The 23,694-nt window shown below is 50.9% G+C and carries 32 protein-coding genes, 3 tRNA genes and 2 pseudogenes; 26 read left to right on the top strand and 11 right to left on the bottom strand.

Annotation, left to right across the window (positions count from 1 at the left end; genetic code table 11):
• Nucleotides 1-476: 476 nt before the first annotated feature.
• From ACTJJ6_RS02640 to ACTJJ6_RS02615, 6 genes are all read right to left on the bottom strand, one after another.
• Nucleotides 477-551 (bottom strand) — tRNA-Gly (locus tag ACTJJ6_RS02640).
• A 2-nt stretch (nt 552-553) separates the two neighbouring features.
• A tRNA-His gene (locus ACTJJ6_RS02635) sits at nt 554-634 on the bottom strand.
• A 2-nt stretch (nt 635-636) separates the two neighbouring features.
• Nucleotides 637-713, bottom strand: a tRNA-Met gene (locus tag ACTJJ6_RS02630).
• Between the two features lie 260 nt (nt 714-973).
• The gene (locus ACTJJ6_RS02625; protein ID WP_103682089.1) at nt 974-1,372 is read right to left on the bottom strand and encodes an antiterminator Q family protein; all 399 of its coding nucleotides are present in this window, start codon (nt 1,370-1,372) and stop codon (nt 974-976) included.
• Nucleotides 1,372-1,656, bottom strand: a complete 285-nt coding sequence (locus tag ACTJJ6_RS02620; RefSeq protein ID WP_250601962.1) for a DUF1364 domain-containing protein — start codon at nt 1,654-1,656, stop codon at nt 1,372-1,374. The genes ACTJJ6_RS02625 and ACTJJ6_RS02620 overlap by 1 nt, the downstream gene beginning before the upstream one ends.
• Nucleotides 1,653-2,060: a DUF1367 family protein gene (locus ACTJJ6_RS02615; RefSeq protein WP_143778880.1), complete on the bottom strand. Its 408-nt coding sequence runs from the start codon at nt 2,058-2,060 to the stop codon at nt 1,653-1,655. Before ACTJJ6_RS02615 ends, ACTJJ6_RS02620 begins: the two co-directional genes overlap by 4 nt.
• Between ACTJJ6_RS02615 and ACTJJ6_RS02610 the strand changes: the two are divergent.
• Nucleotides 2,042-2,555: pseudogene (locus ACTJJ6_RS02610) on the top strand (tyrosine-type recombinase/integrase); the annotation flags it as partial. The gene ACTJJ6_RS02615 and the pseudogene ACTJJ6_RS02610 sit on opposite strands and share 19 nt — an antisense overlap.
• 265 nt (nt 2,556-2,820) lie before the next feature.
• On the opposite strand, the gene ACTJJ6_RS02605 reads toward ACTJJ6_RS02610, so the two are convergent.
• On the bottom strand, nt 2,821-4,242 hold the full coding sequence (locus ACTJJ6_RS02605; protein WP_342147855.1) for an AlbA family DNA-binding domain-containing protein: 1,422 nt from the start codon (nt 4,240-4,242) through the stop codon (nt 2,821-2,823).
• 30 nt (nt 4,243-4,272) lie between these two features.
• On the bottom strand, nt 4,273-5,112 hold the full coding sequence (locus ACTJJ6_RS02600) for a phage repressor protein CI (protein ID WP_308354539.1): 840 nt from the start codon (nt 5,110-5,112) through the stop codon (nt 4,273-4,275).
• Nucleotides 5,113-5,225: 113 nt separating this feature from the next.
• Between ACTJJ6_RS02600 and ACTJJ6_RS02595 the strand changes: the two genes are divergently transcribed.
• The 3 genes and pseudogenes from ACTJJ6_RS02595 to ACTJJ6_RS02585 form a co-directional block, all read left to right on the top strand.
• Nucleotides 5,226-5,618 (top strand): hypothetical protein, encoded by a 393-nt coding sequence (locus tag ACTJJ6_RS02595; RefSeq protein ID WP_308354540.1) that lies wholly within the window; start codon nt 5,226-5,228, stop codon nt 5,616-5,618.
• 31 nt (nt 5,619-5,649) lie between these two features.
• Nucleotides 5,650-6,159: a phage regulatory CII family protein gene (locus tag ACTJJ6_RS02590; RefSeq protein ID WP_306403544.1), complete on the top strand. Its 510-nt coding sequence runs from the start codon at nt 5,650-5,652 to the stop codon at nt 6,157-6,159.
• A 10-nt stretch (nt 6,160-6,169) separates the two neighbouring features.
• Nucleotides 6,170-6,298, top strand: a pseudogene (locus tag ACTJJ6_RS02585) (phage filamentation protein Fil family protein); the annotation flags it as partial.
• A 40-nt stretch (nt 6,299-6,338) separates the two neighbouring features.
• On the opposite strand, the gene ACTJJ6_RS02580 reads toward ACTJJ6_RS02585, so the two are convergent.
• The gene (locus ACTJJ6_RS02580; protein WP_306403543.1) at nt 6,339-6,794 is read right to left on the bottom strand and encodes a hypothetical protein; all 456 of its coding nucleotides are present in this window, start codon (nt 6,792-6,794) and stop codon (nt 6,339-6,341) included.
• On the opposite strand from ACTJJ6_RS02580, the gene ACTJJ6_RS02575 reads away from it, so the two are divergent.
• From ACTJJ6_RS02575 to ACTJJ6_RS02530, 10 genes are all read left to right on the top strand, one after another.
• Entirely contained in the window at nt 6,793-7,014 is a 222-nt protein-coding gene (locus ACTJJ6_RS02575) for a hypothetical protein (protein ID WP_046373863.1), read from the top strand. The two genes, ACTJJ6_RS02580 and ACTJJ6_RS02575, sit on opposite strands and share 2 nt — an antisense overlap.
• A 1-nt stretch (nt 7,015) precedes the next feature.
• Nucleotides 7,016-7,369 (top strand): DUF5347 family protein, encoded by a 354-nt coding sequence (locus tag ACTJJ6_RS02570; RefSeq protein ID WP_306403542.1) that lies wholly within the window; start codon nt 7,016-7,018, stop codon nt 7,367-7,369.
• Between the two features lie 66 nt (nt 7,370-7,435).
• The gene (locus ACTJJ6_RS02565) at nt 7,436-7,708 is read left to right on the top strand and encodes a DUF2732 family protein (RefSeq protein WP_121535533.1); all 273 of its coding nucleotides are present in this window, start codon (nt 7,436-7,438) and stop codon (nt 7,706-7,708) included.
• Nucleotides 7,708-7,926: a TraR/DksA family transcriptional regulator gene (locus tag ACTJJ6_RS02560; RefSeq protein WP_121535536.1), complete on the top strand. Its 219-nt coding sequence runs from the start codon at nt 7,708-7,710 to the stop codon at nt 7,924-7,926. Before ACTJJ6_RS02565 ends, ACTJJ6_RS02560 begins: the two co-directional genes overlap by 1 nt.
• Nucleotides 7,927-7,928: 2 nt before the next feature.
• The gene (locus ACTJJ6_RS02555; RefSeq protein ID WP_440801976.1) at nt 7,929-8,753 is read left to right on the top strand and encodes a DNA adenine methylase; all 825 of its coding nucleotides are present in this window, start codon (nt 7,929-7,931) and stop codon (nt 8,751-8,753) included.
• Nucleotides 8,747-8,977 carry a hypothetical protein gene (locus ACTJJ6_RS02550; RefSeq protein ID WP_126178894.1) on the top strand — a complete coding sequence of 77 codons (231 nt, stop codon included), beginning with the start codon at nt 8,747-8,749 and terminating at the stop codon, nt 8,975-8,977. The genes ACTJJ6_RS02555 and ACTJJ6_RS02550 overlap by 7 nt, the downstream gene beginning before the upstream one ends.
• Nucleotides 8,964-9,890: a DNA cytosine methyltransferase gene (locus tag ACTJJ6_RS02545; RefSeq protein WP_440801974.1), complete on the top strand. Its 927-nt coding sequence runs from the start codon at nt 8,964-8,966 to the stop codon at nt 9,888-9,890. Before ACTJJ6_RS02550 ends, ACTJJ6_RS02545 begins: the two co-directional genes overlap by 14 nt.
• Nucleotides 9,887-12,361, top strand: a complete 2,475-nt coding sequence (locus ACTJJ6_RS02540) for a replication endonuclease (protein ID WP_440801972.1) — start codon at nt 9,887-9,889, stop codon at nt 12,359-12,361. Before ACTJJ6_RS02545 ends, ACTJJ6_RS02540 begins: the two co-directional genes overlap by 4 nt.
• Nucleotides 12,362-12,501: 140 nt before the next feature.
• A complete protein-coding gene (locus tag ACTJJ6_RS02535; RefSeq protein WP_060429994.1) occupies nt 12,502-12,684 on the top strand; it encodes a hypothetical protein in 183 nt (60 codons plus the stop codon).
• A gap of 271 nt (nt 12,685-12,955) precedes the next feature.
• Nucleotides 12,956-14,692 carry a DUF262 domain-containing protein gene (locus tag ACTJJ6_RS02530; RefSeq protein WP_440801969.1) on the top strand — a complete coding sequence of 579 codons (1,737 nt, stop codon included), beginning with the start codon at nt 12,956-12,958 and terminating at the stop codon, nt 14,690-14,692.
• Nucleotides 14,693-14,723: 31 nt separating this feature from the next.
• Here ACTJJ6_RS02530 and ACTJJ6_RS02525 read toward each other — a convergent pair whose 3' ends face one another.
• Both ACTJJ6_RS02525 and ACTJJ6_RS02520 read right to left on the bottom strand, forming a co-directional pair.
• Nucleotides 14,724-15,755: a phage portal protein gene (locus tag ACTJJ6_RS02525; protein WP_440801966.1), complete on the bottom strand. Its 1,032-nt coding sequence runs from the start codon at nt 15,753-15,755 to the stop codon at nt 14,724-14,726.
• Nucleotides 15,756-17,522, bottom strand: a complete 1,767-nt coding sequence (locus tag ACTJJ6_RS02520; protein ID WP_089187108.1) for a terminase ATPase subunit family protein — start codon at nt 17,520-17,522, stop codon at nt 15,756-15,758.
• 143 nt (nt 17,523-17,665) lie between these two features.
• Here ACTJJ6_RS02520 and ACTJJ6_RS02515 point away from each other — a divergent pair, with 143 nt between their 5' ends.
• The 12 genes from ACTJJ6_RS02515 to ACTJJ6_RS02460 all read left to right on the top strand — a co-directional run bounded on the left by ACTJJ6_RS02515 (nt 17,666) and on the right by ACTJJ6_RS02460 (nt 23,673).
• Nucleotides 17,666-18,499 (top strand): GPO family capsid scaffolding protein, encoded by an 834-nt coding sequence (locus ACTJJ6_RS02515; protein ID WP_440801963.1) that lies wholly within the window; start codon nt 17,666-17,668, stop codon nt 18,497-18,499.
• Between the two features lie 60 nt (nt 18,500-18,559).
• Nucleotides 18,560-19,624: a phage major capsid protein, P2 family gene (locus ACTJJ6_RS02510; RefSeq protein ID WP_440801960.1), complete on the top strand. Its 1,065-nt coding sequence runs from the start codon at nt 18,560-18,562 to the stop codon at nt 19,622-19,624.
• A gap of 11 nt (nt 19,625-19,635) precedes the next feature.
• Complete coding sequence (locus tag ACTJJ6_RS02505; RefSeq protein WP_206435850.1) at nt 19,636-20,298, top strand: terminase endonuclease subunit; 663 nt, start codon at nt 19,636-19,638, stop codon at nt 20,296-20,298.
• Between the two features lie 98 nt (nt 20,299-20,396).
• A complete protein-coding gene (locus tag ACTJJ6_RS02500; RefSeq protein WP_440801957.1) occupies nt 20,397-20,861 on the top strand; it encodes a head completion/stabilization protein in 465 nt (154 codons plus the stop codon).
• On the top strand, nt 20,861-21,064 hold the full coding sequence (locus ACTJJ6_RS02495; RefSeq protein ID WP_414104628.1) for a tail protein X: 204 nt from the start codon (nt 20,861-20,863) through the stop codon (nt 21,062-21,064). The genes ACTJJ6_RS02500 and ACTJJ6_RS02495 overlap by 1 nt, the downstream gene beginning before the upstream one ends.
• A gap of 4 nt (nt 21,065-21,068) precedes the next feature.
• On the top strand, nt 21,069-21,437 hold the full coding sequence (locus tag ACTJJ6_RS02490; protein WP_174136945.1) for a putative holin: 369 nt from the start codon (nt 21,069-21,071) through the stop codon (nt 21,435-21,437).
• Between the two features lies 1 nt (nt 21,438).
• Nucleotides 21,439-21,768 carry a phage holin family protein gene (locus tag ACTJJ6_RS02485; protein WP_126178881.1) on the top strand — a complete coding sequence of 110 codons (330 nt, stop codon included), beginning with the start codon at nt 21,439-21,441 and terminating at the stop codon, nt 21,766-21,768.
• The gene (locus tag ACTJJ6_RS02480) at nt 21,743-22,240 is read left to right on the top strand and encodes a glycoside hydrolase family 24 protein (protein WP_440801953.1); all 498 of its coding nucleotides are present in this window, start codon (nt 21,743-21,745) and stop codon (nt 22,238-22,240) included. The genes ACTJJ6_RS02485 and ACTJJ6_RS02480 overlap by 26 nt, the downstream gene beginning before the upstream one ends.
• A complete protein-coding gene (lysB, locus tag ACTJJ6_RS02475; RefSeq protein ID WP_440801950.1) occupies nt 22,237-22,695 on the top strand; it encodes an Rz-like lysis system protein LysB in 459 nt (152 codons plus the stop codon). The genes ACTJJ6_RS02480 and lysB overlap by 4 nt, the downstream gene beginning before the upstream one ends.
• Nucleotides 22,580-22,840 carry an Rz1-like lysis system protein LysC gene (lysC, locus tag ACTJJ6_RS02470; protein WP_440801947.1) on the top strand — a complete coding sequence of 87 codons (261 nt, stop codon included), beginning with the start codon at nt 22,580-22,582 and terminating at the stop codon, nt 22,838-22,840. The genes lysB and lysC overlap by 116 nt, the downstream gene beginning before the upstream one ends.
• Nucleotides 22,803-23,234: a phage tail protein gene (locus ACTJJ6_RS02465; RefSeq protein ID WP_440801944.1), complete on the top strand. Its 432-nt coding sequence runs from the start codon at nt 22,803-22,805 to the stop codon at nt 23,232-23,234. The genes lysC and ACTJJ6_RS02465 overlap by 38 nt, the downstream gene beginning before the upstream one ends.
• Nucleotides 23,227-23,673 carry a phage virion morphogenesis protein gene (locus ACTJJ6_RS02460; protein WP_440801941.1) on the top strand — a complete coding sequence of 149 codons (447 nt, stop codon included), beginning with the start codon at nt 23,227-23,229 and terminating at the stop codon, nt 23,671-23,673. The genes ACTJJ6_RS02465 and ACTJJ6_RS02460 overlap by 8 nt, the downstream gene beginning before the upstream one ends.
• Nucleotides 23,674-23,694: the final 21 nt, after the last annotated feature.

Raw genomic sequence — 23,694 nt, 5'->3', positions numbered from 1 at the left:
TGCATTATTCAACAGCTATCAAGCAAATTAGGTTTCTCAGGCCCGCCCGATAGCTTCTCATGCTCCCGCTCTGTATAAAACCCAGCGCTTGCAATGCTCTTAACTGTTGTGATCAAAAAAGCCTGGCGATTTCCAGAAATTTCATTTTCAGCTCAAGGCAATGAGACGCGCTCCCCGCTTGATTTCCATGTAGCTTCTTTCAAAGTGAAATACCTCCAACACACCGAACCAGTCTTTTTTAATAGCCGCCTTACGCAGCGACCGATCATCGCTCCATTGACGCTTAAGCGTTCGAATTTGCCACCAGCGCTTTATGGTGATAACCAATATTAGTCTCGATATAAAGGTGGAAAGTGAGTGAAGTGACAGCATAGTCTTTACTGCGCTGTCCGCTGTCCGCTGTCCGCTGTCCGCTGTCCGCTGTCCAGGTGGTGGCGTCTGAACAAAAAATGCAACCTGCATTACGGCGTCATGTTTGGAGCGGTCAGCGGGAATCGAACCCGCATCATCAGCTTGGAAGGCTGAGGTAATAGCCATTATACGATGACCGCATTGGTCCGCCATCGAGGTCTCGAACCCCGGCTCTTACTTCCTGTCACGAAGCAATGCTCTTGCCACGTTGAGCTAATGGCGGTTTGGTGGCCCTTGCAGGGCTTGAACCAGCGACCAATCAGTTATGAGCCGACTGCTCTAACCAACTGAGCTAAATGGCCGAGGCGAGGATGAAATGTTGAGTGGTGGCCGGCGCTTATCTTCGGCTTGTCTCGGAGGACTGCAATTCACCACAACCGGAGAGTATCCTACATCGCCGACAACTACTAGTGAAGTTCACCGATACCCTCTCCGCCGCCCACTTCACAAACCAGAAATAAAAAACCCCACCGAAGCGAGGTTTTGAAAGTTGATAAGCTACGTCACTGCGTAACCACTCTTATCACAATAGCCAGTAAAATTCGTAACGAAAAGCGGAAATCTACGCGACTGCCGAAATTACTGATCTGCTCGTCCATGCATCTATCTCAAGCGTTGCCCCAGTCATAGCCAGACAGCCTTCAATAAAACTTTCCGCCATCATTAGTTTTTGCCGCACACTCCCCTCTGAGATCTTCCAACGACGAGCTATGGCTGACTTGGAAACCCCATAGCGATAATGCAACATGATGACGCCAAGCTCTCTCTCATCGCGTACTTTCTTCAACCTACCGACAGCACCATCGATGATCAGTCCGTCATTATCGCAGCATGAGGGTTTGCTCTTACGTGTATCAGGCAGCAGTCCTTTAAAACCGGCTGCAATTGGGGAGTAGTCCACTCCGCTGTTGTCCTGCGCCCACTGCCCCCAGCGTTCTAAAACCATCTGTATATCGCGCATTATAATTTTCCTTCCTTTCTCAAAATTTCTTGCGTGCGCATGACGCCTTCGGCGTGCATCAACCGTGCTTCGTTCGCGTCGATAAGGCGCGTGCGGCGGTCTACTTCATCGTGGCAAGCGCTGCAGGCCCACGCTGCCTGTGTGTCGTCTGGCTTTATTGCCGTGCCGCAGGTGCCAGCCAGCCGGTAATGTGCGGCGACGGTTGTTTCTGGGTTTCGATTACAGATGCCGGGGATCCTGATTTGGCAATCACGGCCGCGGGCCTCGTCTGTCAGTTTGCTCATGCTGCATAATCCAGAAGCTGAGCCGCGGCGTTCTCTGCCTCGGCGATGGTTGGGAAGGATTTGTTTAAGATGAAGGTCCACAGCACGTTAAGCGCTGCCTGGTACAGGTCGTTAAATTCGAGGTAGTCCATTTTTGCGAATGAGATCGATCGCGGCTCGCGCAGGGTCGAACCGTCAGGGAGTTCAAAAAGATCATAATGCCCTGCTTCGACGGTCACCCATCGGCGGAAAGCGTGGAAGGATTTTGCAATCGTCAGCCGTTCGGCGCGCTTCTCCGCCACCAGCTGCAGGTATTCGTCCGCCAGCGCATAGAACACGCCAGCATCGTCAACATGGCGCGCCAGGCGATTGATGTAACGAAATCGGCCGTGTCGGGCGTTGTCGTCGAAAGGTCGCGGAGACAATGCCGCCGTGGTTCTGCCTGGCGATGGATCTCGCGCTGGTCTCCGGCCAACGCCGCGAGGATCTGACACAAATGCGCTTTAGCCATATCGTTGACGGACGCCTGCAGGTTGAACAAGGCAAGACGGAGGGCTTTGCTCTCTCTCCCCCTTGATCTTGAACTGAAATGTATGGGCCTGCGGCTTGGCACCGTTATCGACCGATGCCGATTGGTCAGCACGACAGACTTCATGATCAGCGCCGGCATCAGGAAAAATAGCCCAGATGGTTCGATCCATCCCGACGGGCTAACGAAAAAATTTGTCGCCGCGCGGAAAGCATCAGGTTTGGAATTTCAGGAAAGCCCGCCGACGTTCCACGAGATCCGAAGCCTGTCCGGCCGCCTGTACGAAAAGCAGAACGACAAGGCATTTGCTCAAAAGCTGCTGGGACATACAACGGAAATGATGACGCTGAAATATCTCAAAACAAGGGGGAAAGAGTACGTGATGCTGTAAAAGACCGAATATCAAAATTCGGACATATTTCGGACATTTTCGGACAAACGAAAATAAACCCTTTAAAATCAACAACTCAAAAAAAGACCGAATACTATTCATTTTAATTTAATCATCTATAAATCAATGCATTATAAAAAGTAACATTGAATCTGGCGACAAAGTGGCTACATAGGATTTGTAGCCACAAATGTTATGAATAAAAACAATTTGATTAGTATGATGAAATCCTAAAACCACTTGCATATGAAAAGGATGCCGCAAGCTACGAATAGCTAGGGTTAGCCATACTTGTGTATGAATAGTTTCCTATTAACAGTCCTGATAGATTTTCTACTAATTCAGACAAATCATCATCACCTCCGTCAACACTCTCACCGTTACCAAGAACAGAATAAAAAGTTATTCCTAGACAATGGCAAATTTCAACAAATATGGCACTTGTATTAGCAATTTCAAATTTTGCTTTTCCTAAATCATCATTTTCTTTATCTCGAACCACCAGATTCATCCAAGACGTTATCTCATCAATAGGATATAAAAAATCTGGATCCCTGAAAATAAATGGGAACACTGAGTTATTTAACTCTTCGTAATATTTATTATAATTTACAATAGCCATGCTATTCTTAACACCAGAAACCTTAGCGTTTAGATATAACCTTCCATTATCGCCTGTTATTTCATGCAACATGAAAACCTTTCTAACAAGGATAGATAACATACCAATTGCATAGCTCATATCCACTATGAATACATCACTGGTTATACCGTTATTATTAAAGTACTCGCTCAGCTTGCTATAATCCGCCTTTCCCAAATATGAATCATTTAGCTTACCTTTGCCCCAAAATTGAACGGCAAGTGGTATTCTAATATGGTGTAGATTGTTCGCTCTATCAAACTCCCACTTAATGCTAATATTTCCAACATCTTTATGTCGCTTTCTTGCAACAAAAGAACCGTCCATTGGATGAGCTACATCAAGAAAAGATTGTACCCCCTCAACTGCCGGTTCCAACGCTAATTTTTTAAAGTCATTAAAACTCAAAACATAATCATTATCTTTAAACCCAAAATCTTCATGCTTAATAAATATATCGATGCTTGGAAATGATTTTGGTATACATTCCATTAAATGTTTTATTCTATTGGCAAGTTTTTCTCTTTCTCTATACCCATCCTGCCATAACCGTTCTAAAACACTTATATCAGTTAGCGCTGTTGGTGATGAGGAGTCGCCTTTTCTTGTATATATAACACCACTACCATGTAAATATGGAACATGCTTACCTTTAGGAACCCGAACCCAAATTATATATTCGTCTTTATCTTCACTAGTCTTGATTTTTTCCGCCTGATAATACGGGCATGGCATAATATGACTTTCCACCGACTGCCTTATTTTAATTAAATTTTCTTCTGCAGTATCAACATCAAACCCTTTCAATTCCTTTAACTTTCTCGTTTTTTGGTCTTCAATCGCTCCATAAATAATTATTCCTCCATGAGCATTCGCAAAGGAGCTTATAGATTTTGCAATTTTTGCCCCTTCAGGCAGATTAGACTTAAACTCGACAAACCACCCTTCCTCTAACTTATAAAGCTCATTAATAGTATCGGTGTCAATTTCAGAAATCGGTTTGTGATAGACTGCCGGCTCAGCATAAAAATTATTTTTTGACATTTTTTAAACCCTATTTAAGATAACTTATTCTTAGCAAATTGTTTTTTTTACTTCACCAACACAAACAACATCATTCACAGAACACTCAAAGTTAGAAGATGTGCCATTAACTTTAATTTTCCGTCCTGGAATACGTGCAACAGAATAGACGTCATAAACGCCATCAATACCTAAGAGCCATTTGCCGTTACCAACAATATTGCTGCTGAAATCTACGAGCCATCCCTCCGTTAAACGTTCAACAAAACGTATTGTGTCTTGGTTTTCAGAAATTAAAGAAGAATCTGCAATCCATGTGCCTGACTCAATGAGGCCACCCGAAGTGATAGTTAAACGAGGAAAGCTAACAAAGCGAGACTCATACGAAATAACATCTGGATTTCCTGGAGTGCCTTGCCCCGTGGCTAACCATAAAAGTGAAACACCAGTATCTAATGCACATGCAACAACCGCATCTCCGGGGAAATATTCTCGCCTAACCCATGTGCTGATCGTTGCTGTAGATATATCTAGGAGGTCACCAAGTTCCTTTTGTGTGCGCAGTCCATACGCATCGAGCATCCGTCGCAGGACGGGTTTTCCACCTGATGCTTGAATTTGCTCATACAAAGCTCGCCCGGAAAATTTCGATTTACCAATCTCAAAATTCGAATTTTCAAACTTACCCGTCATCAACCACCGCAAGTCAGCACCAGTATCCAGAGCACACTTAATTACTGCGCTTCCAGGAACGCTGTTCCGTTGAGCCCATGAGCTCACGTTATTTGGTGGTACACCAAGACTGTTGGCCAGCGCTCTTTGTGAACTGACGCCATAAGATGAAATAAGGCGTTCAATAATGGCGGCTGAATCTTCTGATTTATCAGTCATATGTAAAATAACTCATGCAAATGCATTTACAGTGAATACAATTGCGATCTATAGTGAATACACACCATATGTAACACCGTAGAACACAAACCACTAACAGGAGATATTGCTTTATGTCTCATGATATTGCAAACCCCCAGGCCGCCCCCGCCGCGCCTTTTTCGCCTGCGCAGATTGCAAATATGCTTCTACCCGGTCTGAACGGCGCCATTTTGGAAGCAGTGCAGCGCGCAGTTGCTATGCACACTTCCCCTACCATGTCCAAAGAGGACTTCATTGCCGTTAACGGCATCAGCGCATCCGTGCTGGAGAAGTGGATCGCTAACGGCGTTGTGCTGCTGGCGCCAACCCCTACCACCACCGTGAAGCAAAACCGGAAGAACCGGAAGACCGGCGTGATCGAAGAGGTCACGATGACCAAACACGGTAACGCCCTGATCAATCTCGAAGCATGGCGCGAGAAAAACCGCCAAGTTGCGATCAAATGCCGCTATATCCGCGGTTAATTCGATTATTCGAATTTTGAAGGGCTAAACCATGTTTGATTACCAAGTCTCTAAACAGGCTCACTACGAAGAAGCTTGCCGCCGCTTCGCGACAAAGCACAACATCAAGCAGCTGAGCGCTGATGCTGGCATGTCGGCGCAGGTGCTGCGCAACAAATTGAATCCAGACCAGCCGCACCGCCTGACCGTTGAGGAATTGCTGACGCTGACCGACCTCACCGAAGACCCGACACTGATCGATGGGATGCTGGCGCAGCTGCACTGCCAGCCGTGCGTACCGATCAATGAACTCTCCAGCGGCAAAGTCGCGGCATATGTGCTTAATGCCACCTCCGAAATCGGCAAGGTCGCGGCCGAGGCCGTTGCAGATGGCGCCATGACCGCCGCGCGCCGCGGTGCGATACGCGAAAGCGTTAATGCCGGCGTTCGTTACATGACGCTGGCAGGCCTCGCCATACAGTCTCGCATACATGCTAACCCGACAATGGCTTCTACCGTCGATGCCATCACCGCCGTTGGCGCGTCACTGGGCATGAGTTGAGATGAATATGATGCCAATTTCTATTGCTCCCCTGCTCAAGCAGCAAAGTCAATTCCGCCACTTTGGCCACGGTTGGTTAGAACTTAAGAACGGTCAACGCTGGCACCCAGTGCAGTACCGACTACAGATAAAACAAGAGGAAAAGGTCGCGAGCTGTAAATCAGAGGTATTTGCATTTTTTAGGATCCAAGCGTTGAAATGCCTTGCCACAAGATACTTAAGCCTGCGGTTAGTGCTTTGGAAGTGACTTGCCCAATGACGTCTTTAGTGCCTTCAGTCACTGCTCCTTTACTCGCTGCCAAAAGAGTATCACCGAATGATTCCGTCAATGAATCAGGCATCAGTTTCAGTAACTCCAGGCCTTTTGCTGTAAGTACAGCATCGCTAAACGAAGCATATGGATGACCTTTAGCAGAAATATATCCGGCTTCGATAAGCCATTTTATTGTTGCAAATGCGATTTCACATTCTTTGCTTGGCACTGTGACACCGTTTTCCAGCGTCACATCAATGGAGGCATCATCAATAAGGTTTTTTACAAGAATGGTCTTTTCAAGTGGGAAATTCTCATAGAGAAAAGCCAATGTTTTACCCGTTATTTCATTAAAAAAATCAATATTGGAGCTTTTGGACATGACCACACCTACTCTTGCTGAAAAAAAAGATGAATACGACGCTTTGTATAGGTTATTCCGCATGACCGTTGAGATGCAACTTGGGTTGTGCATGGACAGTGTAAGAGCGAAGGCCCAGTGGCGCAAAATTCTGGCCAATGCTGATACATCTGTGTTGGCAGATGTACTGGCTGAGTGTCTTTATGAGGCTGGTCACAAAGCAATCACGAGTAAATCATGATATGGCTTTTACTGAAACTACGCGTACTGCGCCGCTGACACCGGGCCAGCGGGCCGACGGTTTACAGTACATCGCCGAATTGCGTCGGGATGTTTTCAAGTGCGACAGCACTGCGGAAATAAACCGATTTTTGGCAGACGTGCGCAATGGAAGCGATCCACGACATAAGGACAACATCCGGGCTCTGAGCGCCATTTTCTTTTTGGCTGGTATCAAGAAAGAGCGCCACGGGCTGAGTTTCAATGAACTGACGAGTGAGGAGAAAAAAGCATTGGTTGATGCAATGAATAAATTCCGCGCAGTCGTGAGTTTATTCCCGAAGCATTTAAGCATGCCGAGAGAAATAACTTTTTAACCTGACCAGAAATTAATTGGCGTAAACCCGCCGGGCTTTTTATTACCTGAAGAAAGGAAAACCACCATGAGAAATATGCAAAAACTGCCAATCACCATCGGGATCGATCTCGCCGCCGGCGACGATGTTTCCGTTGTGCACCAGACCGCCTACCAGTTGGAAGAAATGCTGAAGCGCGCCCGCATGGATGAGCGCAAGAACCAGGCCGCGGTGATGTCCACCAAGCTGGAGAATCTGGCCAACTCCATCATCGCCAAGGATTTGAGCCTTCGTGATGCCGTGGAGCTGCTGCGCCACGAAGCCGAATTCATCCAGAACCAGGCGATGGAGCTGCACTAATGGCCGATGCAATGGACATCGAACAGGAACGCCAGCAGCTGATCCTGGACGCTCAAATCGAACAGGCGCGCCGGAAACCGGCCGCCCCTTCCGCCTTTCTCTGTGAAGAGTGCGACGCGCAGATCCCAGAGGCGCGCCGCCTTGCCGTTCCTGGTACAGCCCGCTGCGCCAACTGCCAGGAACTTCACGAAACAAAATCACGCCACTACCGGGGGTAGTTATGCTGAATTCCGCGTTGAAATGGGTGGGCGGCAAGCGCCGCATAATGGACACCCTGCGCAAACACCTACCAACCGCACCAGGCCGCCGCCTGGTGGAGCCGTTTGTGGGTTCCGCTACCGTTTTCCTGAACACCGACTTCGATTCCTACCTGTTGGCCGACATCAATGGCGACCTGATTAACTTCCACAACGTGGCCAAAGAGTACCCGGAAGAATTAATCGCGCTTGGCCAGTTGATGTTTGCCAATCACAAGGGCCAGGAAGGATATTTAGCGGTCCGTGCCAGCTTCAACCTCCGCATCGAAGTCAGCAATATCATGCGCGCGGCGAAGTTCCTCTATCTGAATCGCCACGGCTACAACGGCATGTGCCGTTACAACCGCCGCGGGGAATTCAATATTCCATTCGGCAAGGTGGACGCACCCTATTTCCCAGAGAAAGAGATCCGCGCCTTCGCCGAGAAAGCGAAAAACGCCGTTTTCCTGTGCTGTGACTTCACCGAAAGCATTGAAATGGCGGTGCCCGGCGATGTCATTTACTGCGATCCGCCATACATGCCTAAGACGAAGACAACCGGCTTTACCGATTACCACACTGAAGGCTTTGGCGAACTGCATCAGTACAACCTGATGTACTCGCTGCGTGCCGCCGCCGCGCGCGGTTGTCACGTTGTGGCCTCAAACAGCGATGTCGCCGAAGCGCTGCAGTGTTATGGCGAGTTTGAGATCCACCACATCACCGCCCCGCGTTCCGTGAGTTGCAAAAGTGATGGGCGCGGGCGTGTCGGCGAAATCATCGCAACGATGGGGGCCGCCGCATGCTGATCGGTTTTCTCTGCTGGCTTGTTGGCGCCTGCGCCTCTTTCTGCCTGCTTTGCTTCGGCATTAAAAGCGGGCACATCTACTGCGTCACTACGGCCGCCGGCGCCCTAATTCTGTCAGCCATTTGGCCTATCACCGCTGCGCTGGTTCTCGGTGGATTCGTCTACGGGCTAGCAATTCTCGTTTATAGCCACATCACCGGGAGTAAAGCCGATGAAAGGAATTGACTTGTTCGCAGGACTCGGCGGCTCATCAACGGGCGCGCGTAAAGCGGGTGTGGACATCGTTTGGGCGGCCAATCACTGGCAAGCCGCTGTTAGCGCACACACGATCAACCACCCTAACACTGTTCACGCATGCCAAGACTTACACCAAGCTGATTGGGGAGAAGTACGGGATTTGGTTCCAAATCTCGATCTGTTATTAGCCTCACCGTGCTGTCAGGGCCATAGCAAGGCACGCGGGAAAGCCAACGGTAACCCGCAACACGATGCCAGCCGTTCAACGGCTTGGGCGGTTACGGCGGCGGCTGAAGTGCTCAAGCCTGAGCAAATCATCGTTGAGAACGTACCGGAATTCCTGCAGTGGTTGCTGTTCCCTGCCTGGGCGCATGCAATGCAGGGACTGGGCTATTCACTGGCATCTCACATCGTTGACTGCGCTGACCTTGGCGTACCTCAGAACAGGAAGCGCATGTTCATCGTCTGCACCCGCAGCAAGAATCCGCTTGTGCTGAAGTTGCCCAAACTGCCCCATGTCTCTGCCGAATCATTCATTGATTTCGATTCTGGCCGCTGGTCACTGGTCAACAAGCCAGGTCGTGCAGCAGCAACACTCAACAGGGTTGCAAATGGACGCACTCAATTTGGTGACCGGTTCCTGATTTCCTACTACGGCAACACAAAATCAGGCCGCTCTCTGCAACGACCAATAGGAACTATCACGACCCGGGACCGCTGGGCTTTGGTTGATGGTGACTACATGCGTATCCTGACAAAAGATGAAAACATGCTGGCCATGTCTTTCCCTAGCGATTACATCAAGCCGCCATCGCACAAGTTGGTTGTGCATATGGCTGGCAATGCCGTGCCGCCGGAGGCGATGTATCAAATAATAAGCGCTCTCAAGGCGCAGGCATGAACAACAGCCGTCAAGGCCGCCACGCCCCCACTCCGCCGCCGCCCTACACGGGCAGCGGCGAGCCTGCTTTTGAATGGGCTTATTCATGGAACGCACCGCGAAAAGGCGTAGGCTCGCCATTCGTCAGTGCGGAAGAACAGAAAAAGCGGGATCTCATTAATGCCGATCTCGCCGCCGCCTTTGAACACCTGAACAGCCAACCTGGCCTGGTAAAGCGACAGATTAACTCCCACTTCTTCAAACTTGAACAATCTCAGGGGATCCAGCGAGCACATGCGTACTTAACGCTTAATTTTGTTAAGCGCGCATTACCACGTTTGGAACTGGTCAATAAGCAGTACCAGATATCAAAAATGACGGCTGACAACGCCAGGTACATGGCGCGATTTAATCACCTTGCTGATATGTCCCGCAGTGATGTTGAGGCGCTTGCAGAGGATATCGCCGCATTTATAGCGCAGGAGTTGGGCCTGGTCGCAGAGCAATGTTCCGGTTGCAGTGATTTGAAGGCAATGTGGTTGCTTTACCGCCGCGCGGGGATCATCACTCGCGACTTTCGCCAACTGCCGCCGCTGTGGGAAAAACTGAATAAACGCTTTTTCAGCGAAGAAGATGCCGGCCCTGCCGTATCCCGGATGTTGTCGCCTCAATGGTGGCTCAACCGTCTGCGCCGCACCTCTGCAGAATGGCGCGAGCACTTGAATATTGCGCTGTCCAACGTCAGCAAAAAAGCCAACCCATACGCCAGCAAAACGGCGATCACCGAGTGGCGCGAGCAGAAGCGACGCACCCGCGAGTTTTTAAAGGGGATGGAGCTCGAAGACGAAGCTGGCAACCGTATAAGCCTGATCGATAAATATGATGGCAGCGTTGCGAATCCCGCGATCCGCCGCAGTGAATTGATGGTGCGCATCCGCGGCTTCGAGAATATTTGTAACGATCTGGGCTACGTTGGCGAGTTCTTCACCATAACCGCCCCGTCAAAATTCCATGCCACCAACAAACACGGTCATCGTAATCGGAAATGGAACGGCGCCAGCCCAGCCGAGACGCAGTGTTATCTGAGGTCGGTGTGGTCAAAGATTCGCGCGAAACTCCACCGAGAAGATTTACGCATTTTCGGGATCAGGGTTGCCGAGCCTCACCACGATGGCACGCCACACTGGCACATGCTGATTTTTATGCAGCCTGAAGATGTTGGCCAGGTGCGTGAAATCATGCGCGATTACGCCACGCAGGAGGATGCACGGGAATTGAGTTCTGCCAAGGCCCGCAAGGCACGCTTCCATGCTGAAGTGATCGATCCTGAACAAGGCAGCGCCACCGGCTACGTTGCGAAGTACATCAGCAAAAACATCGACGGCTATCAGTTGGATGGAGAACTGGACGACGAAAGCGGGAAGCCGCTCAAGGAAAGCGCTGCCGCAGTATCTGCTTGGGCCGCGCGCTGGCGTATTCGTCAGTTTCAATTCATTGGTGGCGCTCCAGTCACCGTTTACCGTGAGTTGCGCAGGATGGCCGACCATGAGGCCGCGATTGGCCTCAGCGTAGAGTTTGCCGCAGTCCACGACGCCGCGGACGTCGGCAATTGGGCGGAATATATCAACGCCCAGGGCGGGCCTTTTGTTAAGCGTGACGATCTTGTTGTCCGTACCTATTACGAGGCCGCAGAAGAAACCAACGGATACGGCGAAGACGTGATCCGCGTGCGTGGTGTTTTCTCTCCGCCAGTTGGCCAAGACGTGCCAATCATCACCCGGGTAACCCAATGGAAAATTGTGCCGAAGAAAGCGCCGGTTTTGGGGGTTGACCTTCAGGGTGCGCCTGCGCCCTCTCGGAGTTCTGTCAATAACTGTACGGGGGATCCTGGTGGGAGTATGGCCCCGCCGGATATAGGCGAAGCCGACTATGCCAACTGTGATATCAATTTTGGCGAGTTATCTGCCAAGGAACGGCGGAAGGTGCTGGCAAGAATCAGGGACAGAAACCCAAAAACAAGAATAAGCAGACCACAGGGCGCCAATGTTCCAACCGGCGCAACTGTCGCTATGGAGAGAATTCGAGGCCGAGTAGAAGAAATTGCCGGCATTCAGATCAGCGATTCAGAATGCCAACTGTTGACCAAAGGCATGACGATGAAAATTGCCGGTAATCACTACTACGGCAACAGCCGCGGTGATCTCTTCACGGCACGCGCGCCGGTACGGGCGGGTGCACTAATGCAGCGTTTCAATAGGTTGCGCCAAAAATTGACCGGGCAAACCGAAGATCGAGATCTGCTGCTGAAACAGATGGAAAAAGAAGGCAATAAGCAGCGAGAAAAAATAGCGCAGGAGCTGAGTGCCGCCGGCAAACAGGCACCAGCCATTGAAGAAATTGACCGTCTTCTGCTTGGCGGAACGGTGAAGATCGGCGCGTCTTACTTTTGCGCGGGGGCTGATGGTCGGCTGTATGGCCGTCGTAGGAAATAATCATGTGACACCGCCATATCTACGATTTTGCCGAAATTACATGCAATTGAAATAAATTCATTAACATGACGTCTTGACGGGACTCAGGAATGCGCTCAATATAATACTGTACATATATACAGCTTCATCTGGAGGCAGTGATGGAATCACTTGAAAAACAAAAACAAACCTTAACGCGTGTTCGATTCATAGCTGAGCTCGCCCTCATAGCTCCGCGACACGCATCTGATTTGAAGCTGGCTCTGGGGATGATCATCGACCTGTCTAGTGAGGTATTACCGGACAAAGACTACGACGGGATTTTTTATAACGCTGACAGATAAACAATAGTTTGCTCATCCCGCTAGTGTGCATGTCTATGCTGCATGGATCTGCATGATCAAAAAAGGATCTAAATCTGCCTGGCGCACCAGTGATGGCGCGCCTTTCTGCTTGTAAGGCACCTGCATGAAAACCCATGCAAAAAGCGGGCAGGCGTGGCGGGGCTACGATTGCGCGCCAACAGTTTTGAGTTGGATATGCAGTTTGTGTGGAGTATAGTTTTATCTACACACACATTAGATAACATTGTTAATTATTTTAATAGGAATAATAATGGAGCTACACGCCTATACTAGAACAATAGCAGAGTTATTATCTGTTAATAAAAAGTATGTTGTCCCTCGATTTCAGCGAGAATATTCATGGGAGAAAGAACAAATAAATGAACTTTGGGTTGATACATTATCAAATATAAATTATGACCAACAAAATAACACATACTCCTACAGCGAATACTTCATTGGGTCATTAGTTCTCATTGGTGATGAGACCGATAATTCCATGCAAATAGTTGATGGGCAGCAGCGATTAACGACTCTAACTATCTTGCTTTCTGTTTTGTGCCAAAGGTTTGTTGAACTGGGAAGACGCCCATTAGCGGAAGCACTATATGACAACTATATTGCAGGGAAAGATGATGATGGATATTATTTCTTTAAGTTAGTAAATGAAAGTCCAAAACCTTTTTTCCAGACAAATATACAGCACATAGATAAGGCAGGAGAGCAAGCTGTAAGTGATGAGGAAAAGACACTAAAAAACGCATATGATGAGTTATATAATTTATCTAGTCTAGATAACGTTTCATCATTGTTAGGTGTAGTAATAAATAACAATGAAGAATATGAGACATCATTGAAAGCAATTAGAGAGCAAGTGGTACGCTATCTAAAGGTAATTTTCATAACCGTCAATGAAGAAGATGAAGCTTATACAATATTTGAAACTCTTAATGCTCGAGGAATGAATTTAAGTTATGTCGATTTAATAAAAAATAAAATATTTAAAGCCCTAAATGGAAACCATCCTGATGATGCTGCAAAAACCAAGTGGAATGCCATACGGAAAACTATCGCATCAAGAAATGGCGTCGGGTCAATGGAACAATTTATCCGACATTGGTGGGTATCTAATCATTCTTATGTAAGCAGTGAAAATCTTTACAAAGCCTTCATTAGCAAATGGAGAAAAGGTGAGATTAATGCAACGGATTTTCTAAATGAACTTCTAGAAGATGCAAATACGTATATAAAGATAGCTTCACCAACAAATGAGGATTTTCCTCAACAGGAAGACAAACCAATTTTAAGAAGCCTTCAGGCTCTTAAGTTATTCAACATCACTCAGAATAGACCTTTTTTATTATCCTTACTTAAAGCTAAATCGAGAAGGAAATTGAATCATGCTGATATGATTAGAGCTTTTAAGACTATTGAAAAATTCCATTTCGCATTCAATGCGATTTGCTCACTGAGGCCTTCTGGGATAGAAAGCTCATACTCAAAAGCAGCTAGAGCTTTAAGTGACAGACGGTCCACCTCTCAGACTAATAAGCAGGCGATAAATAATTTACTTGATACATTAAGAGGTCGTTTCCCAGAAAGGGATATTTTCGTTGACAAGTTCAAAGACATAAAATTTAACAATAAAGAAACCAAGCAAAAAAAATTAATACAGTATATATTTGCGTCCATTGAAAAATCCAGAGCTAGAACAGATGAATTCTTACCGGATCTTATTAGCATTGAACATATAATGCCGCAGAGCTCACCTGATTTAGAGCTTGCTAGCCTGATAGGGAATTTACTTCCTCTTTCAAAAGAACTTAATGAAAGGGCCGGTAACAAACCAATAATTGAAAAAATACCTATATACCAGCTTTCTCAATTTGAATTGGTTAGGCAATTTTTAGGTCGTTACACCCCTGATCAAAGTGTATGGGAAAGAGATGAAATATTAGCTAATGCAACCCTATATGCAGATGAGTCATATGGTTTAAATAATATATAATAAGAGGGGGTGAGCCCCCTCTTCTCTCAATTCATAAACTATACTCGTTAAAAGTTATAACACTTTCACCCAGCCATTCATTCAGTTCCTGCATCCGCCGTTGCAACGGTATCAACTCATTGCGAACAAACACCTCGCTCGCCTCCTTCACGTTGCCGAAACCGCCAGCGTTCTCCGGCAAGATGCACATCAGTTGCGGGGGTACGCGGTGCGCATGCAGCTGGTCATCACGGGTCACGTTTTTGATATTCCAGAACTCATCCTTCGCAGCTACCTCACTCAACGGGATGATCTGAATTCCGTCCTTCTTGCCGTTCGGCGAGTACATAAACAGGTTGCGGAAGTTGCCAGGCCCGCGCGCACCTTTCATAGCATTGCGGATATTATCCACATCAGTCTGGCTGGCAGCAGCGTCGCTCATATACATGATGAAACCGGCGTGACTGCCGTTCTGGTAATACTTACGGCGGAACAGGGTGGCCGATTCGTTGAGCCATGCCGAGTTAAGCGCAGACAGGTATTCTGGCAAGCCGTAGATCTCCTGGTTGATATCAGGCTCCAGCAGGTGAAACACGCTATCGGTGTCGAATTGGTAAGGGTCAACGCCCAGGCCATACTGCACAAACCAGTAGGTATCCAGATCCACGCCCCGGCGTGTATATTTCGCCAGGGAGGGTTTAAGTTCCAACGGGCCGCCGAGGCGGTTGGTCCGAAGTTCCAGATAGGCATTGCCGAACACCAGATAATCCTGCACGAAACGGCTGAAGGCCTGCTGACTCAGCAGGCGATGCGGCTTAAATGTGCTGGTCAAGATGTTGCGCTTCACATATAGCGGCGAGCTATGGTGCACCGTGGCACGGAACGTCCTGGCCAAGCCATCGAAACTAATCGGTGGCTCATACCATTTATCCATGCGCACGCACTCGACGTAATCAAGCAGTTCCCGACGGTCGAGCACCGGGACGGGATCGCCAAAGGTAAAGGCTTCAACCCCTGCCGCGCCGGCAGCTTGTTTATGGGCGTGAATTGGCGGTAATGCGCGTTTTTTATGACGCTTGCTCATTTAAAAAATCTCCACAATGTTGCTGTTGCCCGCCGTGACGCCTTCGAGCGGTTCATTGAACAGCGCATGCATAGTTGCCCACGCCAGATCGGCATGGCTGGCTTCTTCGCTGCGGCTGGCTTCATACGTTGGCCGGCTACCGCTGGCGGTCATCGCCTTGCGGATGGCCATAAAAGATTGGGTGATGTCGGTGTGTCCGGCGTCATACTCCAGGCGCCGGTGTGTGATGATGTCTTTGGCTTTCAGCACCAGAGCGTTTTTCACCTCCGGGCGATAGACAAACTCCCGCACTGCGGGGAAGAACTGCTTCACAAGCTGATAAACGCCGTGGCCAACGCCGGTGGAGTCAATACCGATGTACTGGACGTTGTAGCACTCGGTCAAAAGCTTGATACTTTTCGCCTGGGCGGCAAAGTCCATGCCGCGCCACTGGTGGCGCTCCAAAATGCGGAATTTCCCGCCAGGCACCATTGGCGGCGCCACAACAACACAACCGGCACTGTCACCTGACGCAGAGCCTTTGGCCGGGTCATAACCGATCCACACCGGCCGATACCCGAAGGGCCTGATGGCCAGCGCTTCGAAATCGTCCCACTGTTCCCAGCTATCGACCATGCACCCCTGCATTTCAGTGAGTGGGAACACCGACGCCATATCGTCGATAAACTCACACATCAGCAGGTTCTGATAATCCTCTGGTCCGTATTCAAGCCGTAGCTGATCCAAGTCAAACAGGTTGCATCCGCCGTTAACTGCATCTTCAACGGTAATGATTTGGCGATATTGGCCATCCGGGCAGAGAACGCCGCGCGCCAGGTTGGTATGGGTGAGATCGATATCAACCCGATCGGCCTTGGCGCGCCCCTTGTTGTAGAGGGCGCCGGACCAGAATGGGTAGGCGCTATGGGTCAGGCTCGACGGCGTTGAAAAGTACGTCTGGCGCCATTTCTTATGCAGTGCCATACCGGAGGCAACTTTACGCAGTTCTTGGAAGCGAGGGATCCAAAAATACTCATCCAGGTACAGGTTGCCGTGATAACTCTGCGCGGTGCGGGCATTTGTGCCGAGGAAATAGAGGCACGCACCGTTGCCGAGGGTCATCGGGTCGCCCTTCAGCTCAACATCCACCTCGCGGGCAAACTCGATGATGTACTGCTTGAAAACGTGCGCCTGTGCCTTACTCGCTGATAGGAAGATTTGGTTTCGGCCTGTAGTGATGGCGTCTATCAGGGCTTCGCGTGCAAAGTAGAAAGTCGCGCCTATTTGGCGGGACTTAAGCAAATTGCGAATACGGTGTTTGGCGCCGGCTTCAAACCAGTTGCGTTGATATTTGAACAGGGAATCATGGAAAATTTCGGTCAGTTTTTCCGTCTGTTCGTCGCTGAAAACATTCTTCTCAGGCGCCTTGCGCGGGCCGCTGTTACGGTTAGCCACATTCGGGTTTAAGTCAGCCTCATTGCCGCCGCTATTGAATTTCCCGATCCGAGCAAGTCGCTCACCCTGGCGGGCGATCAGGTCGATTTCCTTGAAGTCTTTCCCTTCTTTGTGCTCCTTCATCACCAGCTGGCAATAGCGCGCTGTTGTGGTAAGTTGCATTTGCTCAAGCGGGCCAATGCTCCCCCACTTGTCGCGCTTCTTCCAGCTGTGTACTGTTGCGGCCTTCTCTCCCAGCATTTCAGCAATGCGGGATATTCGTAACCCCTGAAAGTACAGGAACATCGCCTGTCTGCGGGGATCGAGATCGGTGTTGAGCGTCGTCGTTGTCATGGCGCCAGACTACCGACCGGCCGCGCCGCCATCCCTTCCCGGCCATTGTGCCAAACACCACACAATGCCCTTTCGTTGTCTCCCCTCCCTATTCGCCGCAACCATAAGCCTGACCGATTACCGACACTGACCGGAACAGACTAATGACACTTAAATCAAAGCGTTTTCGTATTGCCGTAGAGGGTGCGACAACCGACGGCCGCAACATTAGCCGCGAATGGCTGACGCAGATGGCCAAGAACTACAACCCATCCGTTTATGGCGCGCGGGTAAATCTGGAACACATCAAGGGATATCACCCCGATAGCTCCTTCCGTCGTTTCGGTGATGTAACCGGCCTGACCGCAGAGGAAATTACCGAAGGTCCACTGGCCGGGAAGATGGCACTGTATGGCGACATCGCACCAACCGCGGACCTGGTCGAAATGGTTAAGCAGGCGCAAAAGGTTTACACCTCGATCGAGGTAAACCCGAAATTTGCCGACACTGGTGAAGCCTACCTGATCGGCCTAGCCGTAACCGACGATCCGGCCAGTCTGGGGACCGAATACCTCGCCTTCAGTGCATCCGCATCAGCAAACCCATTGGCTAACCGCAAGCAGCATAAAGACAACCTCTTTACTGCAGCAGAAGAAGCCCTGATCGAATTTGTGGAACAGGAAGACCAAAAGCCCGGCCTGCTGTCCCGTATCACAGCGATGTTCGCCAAACGTAACGCCAATGACGACGCCCGCTTTTCTGACGTAAATCAGGCTGTGGAACTGGTCGCCGGCGAAGTTCAGAGCATCGGCGATAGCGTCGCCCAGCTCAACACCACTGCTGAAAAAGTGCCGGCACTGGAAACTCAGATCACCGCACTGAGTAAGCAACTTAACGACCTGCAGGCCAACCTGAGCAAGCAGGACCGCAATCCGAAGTTTCGCCCGTTAACACCTGGCGGCGGCGGTGAAAGCAACGGAGAAAAAACCGACTGCTAAACGCAGTGCCACGGCATACCCCATAGGGCATAGAAAACTGATTACGGAGAGTTACCGATTATGCGCAATGAAACGCGATTTAAATTTAACGCCTACCTGACCACCCTGGGTGAGTTGAACGGTGTAGCCGTCGAATTCAGCACTAAATTTGCGGTAGAGCCTTCTATTGCTCAAAAGCTGGAAAACAAAATCCAGGAAAGCGCCGCATTCCTGCAGATGATCAATATTGTCCAGGTGACAGAGCAATCAGGTCAACGTTTGGGGCTGGGTGTGGGCACAACGATTGCCAGCACCACTGACACCTCAACCAAAGAGCGTGAAACTACAGATCCAAGCGGCTTGGACTCCATCGAATATAAGTGCGAACAAACCAACTTCGACACTTCGATCACCTACGGGAAATTGGACCTGTGGGCCAAGTTCCAGGATTTCCAGAAACGCATCCGTGACGCCATCGTGTTACGCCAAGCGCTGGACCGCATCATGATCGGCTTTAACGGCCTGAAGCGCGAAAAGACCTCGAACCGAACCGCCAACCCATTACTGCAGGACGTTAACATTGGGTGGCTGCAGAAATACCGCACCGACGCCCCGGCGCGCGTGATGGATAAAATCGTGGATGACGAAGGGGCCGTAGTTTCGCCCGTGATCCGCGTGGGTGAGAACGGCGACTTTGCCAACCTGGATGCCGTCGTGATGGACGCCGTGAACAACCTGATCGATCCGTGGTTCCAGGATGATACCGATCTGGTGGTGATTTGCGGCCGTGGCCTGCTGGCGGATAAATACTTCCCGTTGGTGAACCAGTCGCAGCCAAACACCGAAGCGCTGGCCGCTGATCTGATTATTAGCCAGAAACGCATGGGCGGCCTGCAAGCTGTTCGCGCGCCCTTTTTCCCGGCCAATGCCATGCTGATCACTCGCTTGGATAACCTGTCCATCTATTGGCAAGAAGACACCCGCCGCCGTCTGATTATCGACAACCCGAAACGCGACCGCATCGAAAACTTCGAATCGGTCAACGAGGCTTATGTTGTTGAAGATTATGGCTGTGGTTGCCTGATCGAAAACATCAAACTCGGCAAGTTTGCGGCGCCAGCGCCGGAAGCACCGGCGGGCGAATAAGGGGCTAACTGATGGCCCTGAGCCCAGCGCAGCGCCATATGGTCTATGTGCAAGCAAAGGAGGCCGCCCGCCAGGGCGGCGCTCTGAGCCGCCATGCCAATGGCTATGAAATGATGCTCCTGAAAATTGAAGAAGACAGCCGCCGGCTGAAGCGGGTGCAGTCGCAGGAGAAAAAGGCCGAAGTTAAACGTGAAGTCCTGCCGCAATACGCCCCCTGGGTGGCAGGAGTGCTGCAGACCGGAATGGGCGCGCAAGATGACGTGATCATGCATGTGATGGTCTGGCGCATCGACGCCGGCGATCACAATGGCGCCATCGACATCGCAGAGTATGCGCTCAAGCATGGCCTGGTCATGCCAAGCCGATATGCACGCCAAACCGCCTGTGCGGTGGCCGAAGAGATCGCGGACAGCGCCCTGAAAGCCTACGACGCTAAGCAGCCGGTAAATCTCTCCATCCTGACGCGCCTCATGGATCTGATTGAAGACCACGACATGCCAGATGAAGTGCGCGCCAAGCTGCACAAAGTCATGGGCTACGGATTGCGGGATAACGAACAGCCTGAGTTAGCGCTCAACCAGTTAAACCGCGCCTTCCAGTTGCATGAGCGGGTTGGTGTGAAAAAAGACATTGAACGACTCGAACGCGAGTTGAAGAAGGCCGAGAACGGCTAAACCGAACGTGCCCACGCGCGGGGCGGCACGGGCGTTGCGACAGGTTTTATACCGCATCAATACGCCCGTCCACCGCCCACCCATTGAGAGCCCTGCCCATGAAATTTGTAGCGCCAGGCCAGGCCGGCGAGGAAAAACAGGTAATCAAGAACACGCAATTTTGGCCGGATGTCGATCTGTCCGATTTGCAGGAGTCCATCAGGACCGATGGCACATTCACCCCGCAGCGCCTGCGCCATGCAGCGCTGAATGCCATTGCGGAAGTGAATGGCGAATTAGCCTTGTGGCGAGAGGCGCAGCAGGCCGCCGGCTTTACTGCTTTGGAAAATGTGCCAGCAGAAGAGTTGGATGAAGAGGGCGTTTTGCTACAGCACTACAACCGCGCGGTGTACTGCATCACCAAGGCCAACCTCAACGAACGGTATCGCGATTTTGATGCCACCGGCGCCGGCGGAAAGCGAGCCGACGAAACGGACGAATCCATTGATGAGCTGTGGCGGGATGCTCGCTGGGCCATGCGTCTGATCCAGGGTGAAAAACACATGACTGTAGAGCTGATCTGATGAAAGTGATAGCCCACCAAAACGACACCGTTGATGAGTTGTGCTGGCGCCACTATGGCCGCACCGCGGGGCTATCCGAAGTCGTCTTATTGGCCAATCCAGGCTTGGCAGAAATCGGGCCATTTATTCCGCACGGCACGCCGGTAGAAATGCCGGACATTGCGCCGCCCCCCACACAGCAAATTATTCAACTTTGGGATTGATGTCATGGGCGAACCAGTAACAAGCGGCACCACGTTATTCACGTTTGGCGGGATCACCCTTCTCTCCATCTTGTCTGGCGACGCCGCGCCAATTGTGCTTGGCGCCTTCGGTGGCGCATCGCTGTTCGTACTGGCGTCGCAGGAGCTGACGCTTAAGCGCCGCGGCGCGCTCTGGATCAGTAGCTTTATTGCCGGCTGTCTGTTCGCGCCGATGGCCGCCGCGCTGTTGAAGAGAGCCACCGGGCTGGATGTTGAGGTGAAGCTGGGCGCCGGCGCGTTCGTTGCTGCAGGCGTGGCCATCAAAATACTGCTAGTTGCGCTGCAGAAACTTGACGGGGATAGCCCGATTTTCCGCATATTCAGGGGGAAATAACATGCACTGGATAACGTCGATCATCTGCTTGCTCATTGCCGGCCGCCTGCTGGCGTTCCAGCGCCGAGGGGCAAAGCATAAGCCGTGGGCTAGCGGTGTTGCATACGTTGTGATCATGATTTGCGCCGCCGTGCCCATTTTTTCCGTGTTCGGCCGATTCCCGCAGTCGGGGGCGCTAACCGCCCTTTTCAGTTTCATGATCCTGATGGCGGTTACTCGCTCCCGCGGGAACATCATGGCGATAATTCCATCACCGCCCGCGGCAAAAGAGCGGGCGCCAGCCAAGCATAAAGCCAGGGGGAAAAATGGCCCGCATCGTCACCACTCCTAACATTAACGCCTATCTGGACACGCTGCGATTCAGTGAAATTGGCGCCACGCTTTTGGCCAGGTCAGACGACGGCTACAACGTGATCGTGACCGGCATCGACGGTAAAGCAGAAACGTTTTCCAGCTACCGAGATCACCCCTTCGCCGCCGGGCGCCCCGGCAAGGTATTTAACAGCCGCGGGCAGCGCAGCACAGCCTCTGGCGGCTACCAGTTTTTGATCAGGGATTGGGACCATTACCGCGCCTCGCTCGGCCTGCCAGACTTTGGGCCGGTATCACAGGATAAATGGGCCATCCAACTAATCCGCGAGCGCGGCGCCTTGGCTGACGTCAACGCCGGCCGGATAGAGTTGGCGTTGAGAAAGTGCCGCAATATCTGGGCGAGTCTGCCGGGTGCCGGATATGGTCAGCCAGAGCACAAACTTGAAACCCTTCTGAAAAAATACGTCAGTTATGGCGGGGCACTGGCATGACCGGCGTCATTCCGCGCAGTTGGTTGGTCGTGGCCACCATCGGCCTGGCTCTCGCCGCGGCGTTAGGGTGGCAAACCTGGCGCTTGGGCGCCTATGAAAAGGCGGTCAGCGATCAGCAGGGGATCATCAAGGCGCAGGGGAAAACCATACAGGGGATGGAAGCGCAGCTATCAGCTAAAAATGCAGAGCTGATAACCCTGAGTTTGATCGCCAGCAACAACAACCGGGCGCAGGCCGAGTTGCGCCAGCAGATGACCAACACAGCCGCCCTTCTGTCGCAACGAGAAAATCTGATTACGAGGTTATACCGTGAAAATGCAGAGCTTAAAGCCTGGGCTGATGGCCGCTTGCCTTCTGATGTTGTGCGCCTGCACGCCCGCCAGGCAATCACCGGAGGTGCGGCTTATCGAGCCTGGCTGTCCGAGGTTGATCGCCTGCCAGTTACCGGCCAGTAACCCGCTCACCAACGGGGACCTGGAGCGAGAAAAGAGCCGCGTAGAGGCGGCTTGGGCGATGTGCGCTGATCAGGTCGATGCCATTATTCAATGCCAGGATAAAAACGATGAACAAGCCGGAATCACTGAGAAACGCCCTATCTAACGGGATCGAATATCTGGGAAAAAACCCAGATAAACTGCACATTTTTGTTGATGAAGGGGCCGTTGTTTCCAGCCTGGCGCCAACCATTTCATTCGAATACCAGTACACACTCAACCTGGTGATAACCGACTTTTCAGCGGATCAAAATCTACTGAACGCAGTGATTTTGTATTGGCTTCGCCGCAACCAGCCGGACATCATGGCCAACCCAGACGGCAGAGATAAGGGCTTCACGTTTGAGGTGGATATTCTGAATAACACCACCTGCGACATCAGCATAAACCTGAAGCTAACAGAGCGCGTGATCGTGAAAGAGGCAGGCGGTCAAATGGTTGTAGAGGCAGTTCCTGAACCGGAACCACCTTACGCCGATCAGTGGGCACCCAATGAGTGATTTTATTCAGATTGAAGACTGGCTGGCCGCCCTCGCCTCACAGCTAACCCCAGCGGAGAGGAAAAAGTTAACTCGCCAGTGGGCTAATGAATTGCGCCGCCGCCAGCGACTGCAGATCAGTCAGCAGCGCAACCCGGACGGAACTCCCTACGCCGAGCGAAAACCGCAAGGCCGCAGCAAAAAGGGGCGGATACGCCGGAAAATGTTCAGCAAGCTGCAGACCACTCGCTTTATGAAAACAGCAACCACGGCAGACGAAGCCGCCATTTACTTTGCCGGAAACGTTATGCGCATTGCGCGCGTGCACCATTACGGCCTGCGTGACAAAGTGAGTAAGCGCGGCCCAACCGTGAAATACGACGCCCGCCAATTATTTGGACTGAATGATCCAGCCATCACCGCAGTCGGGGGCATCTTGATCGAGCACCTAAGTAAATAGTTTCCAATCTAACCCACAGCT

This window comes from Serratia sp. 22278 (genome assembly GCF_052045405.1).
GTDB lineage: Bacteria > Pseudomonadota > Gammaproteobacteria > Enterobacterales > Enterobacteriaceae > Serratia > Serratia marcescens.
This window is presented reverse-complemented; position numbering and strand designations above follow the sequence as displayed.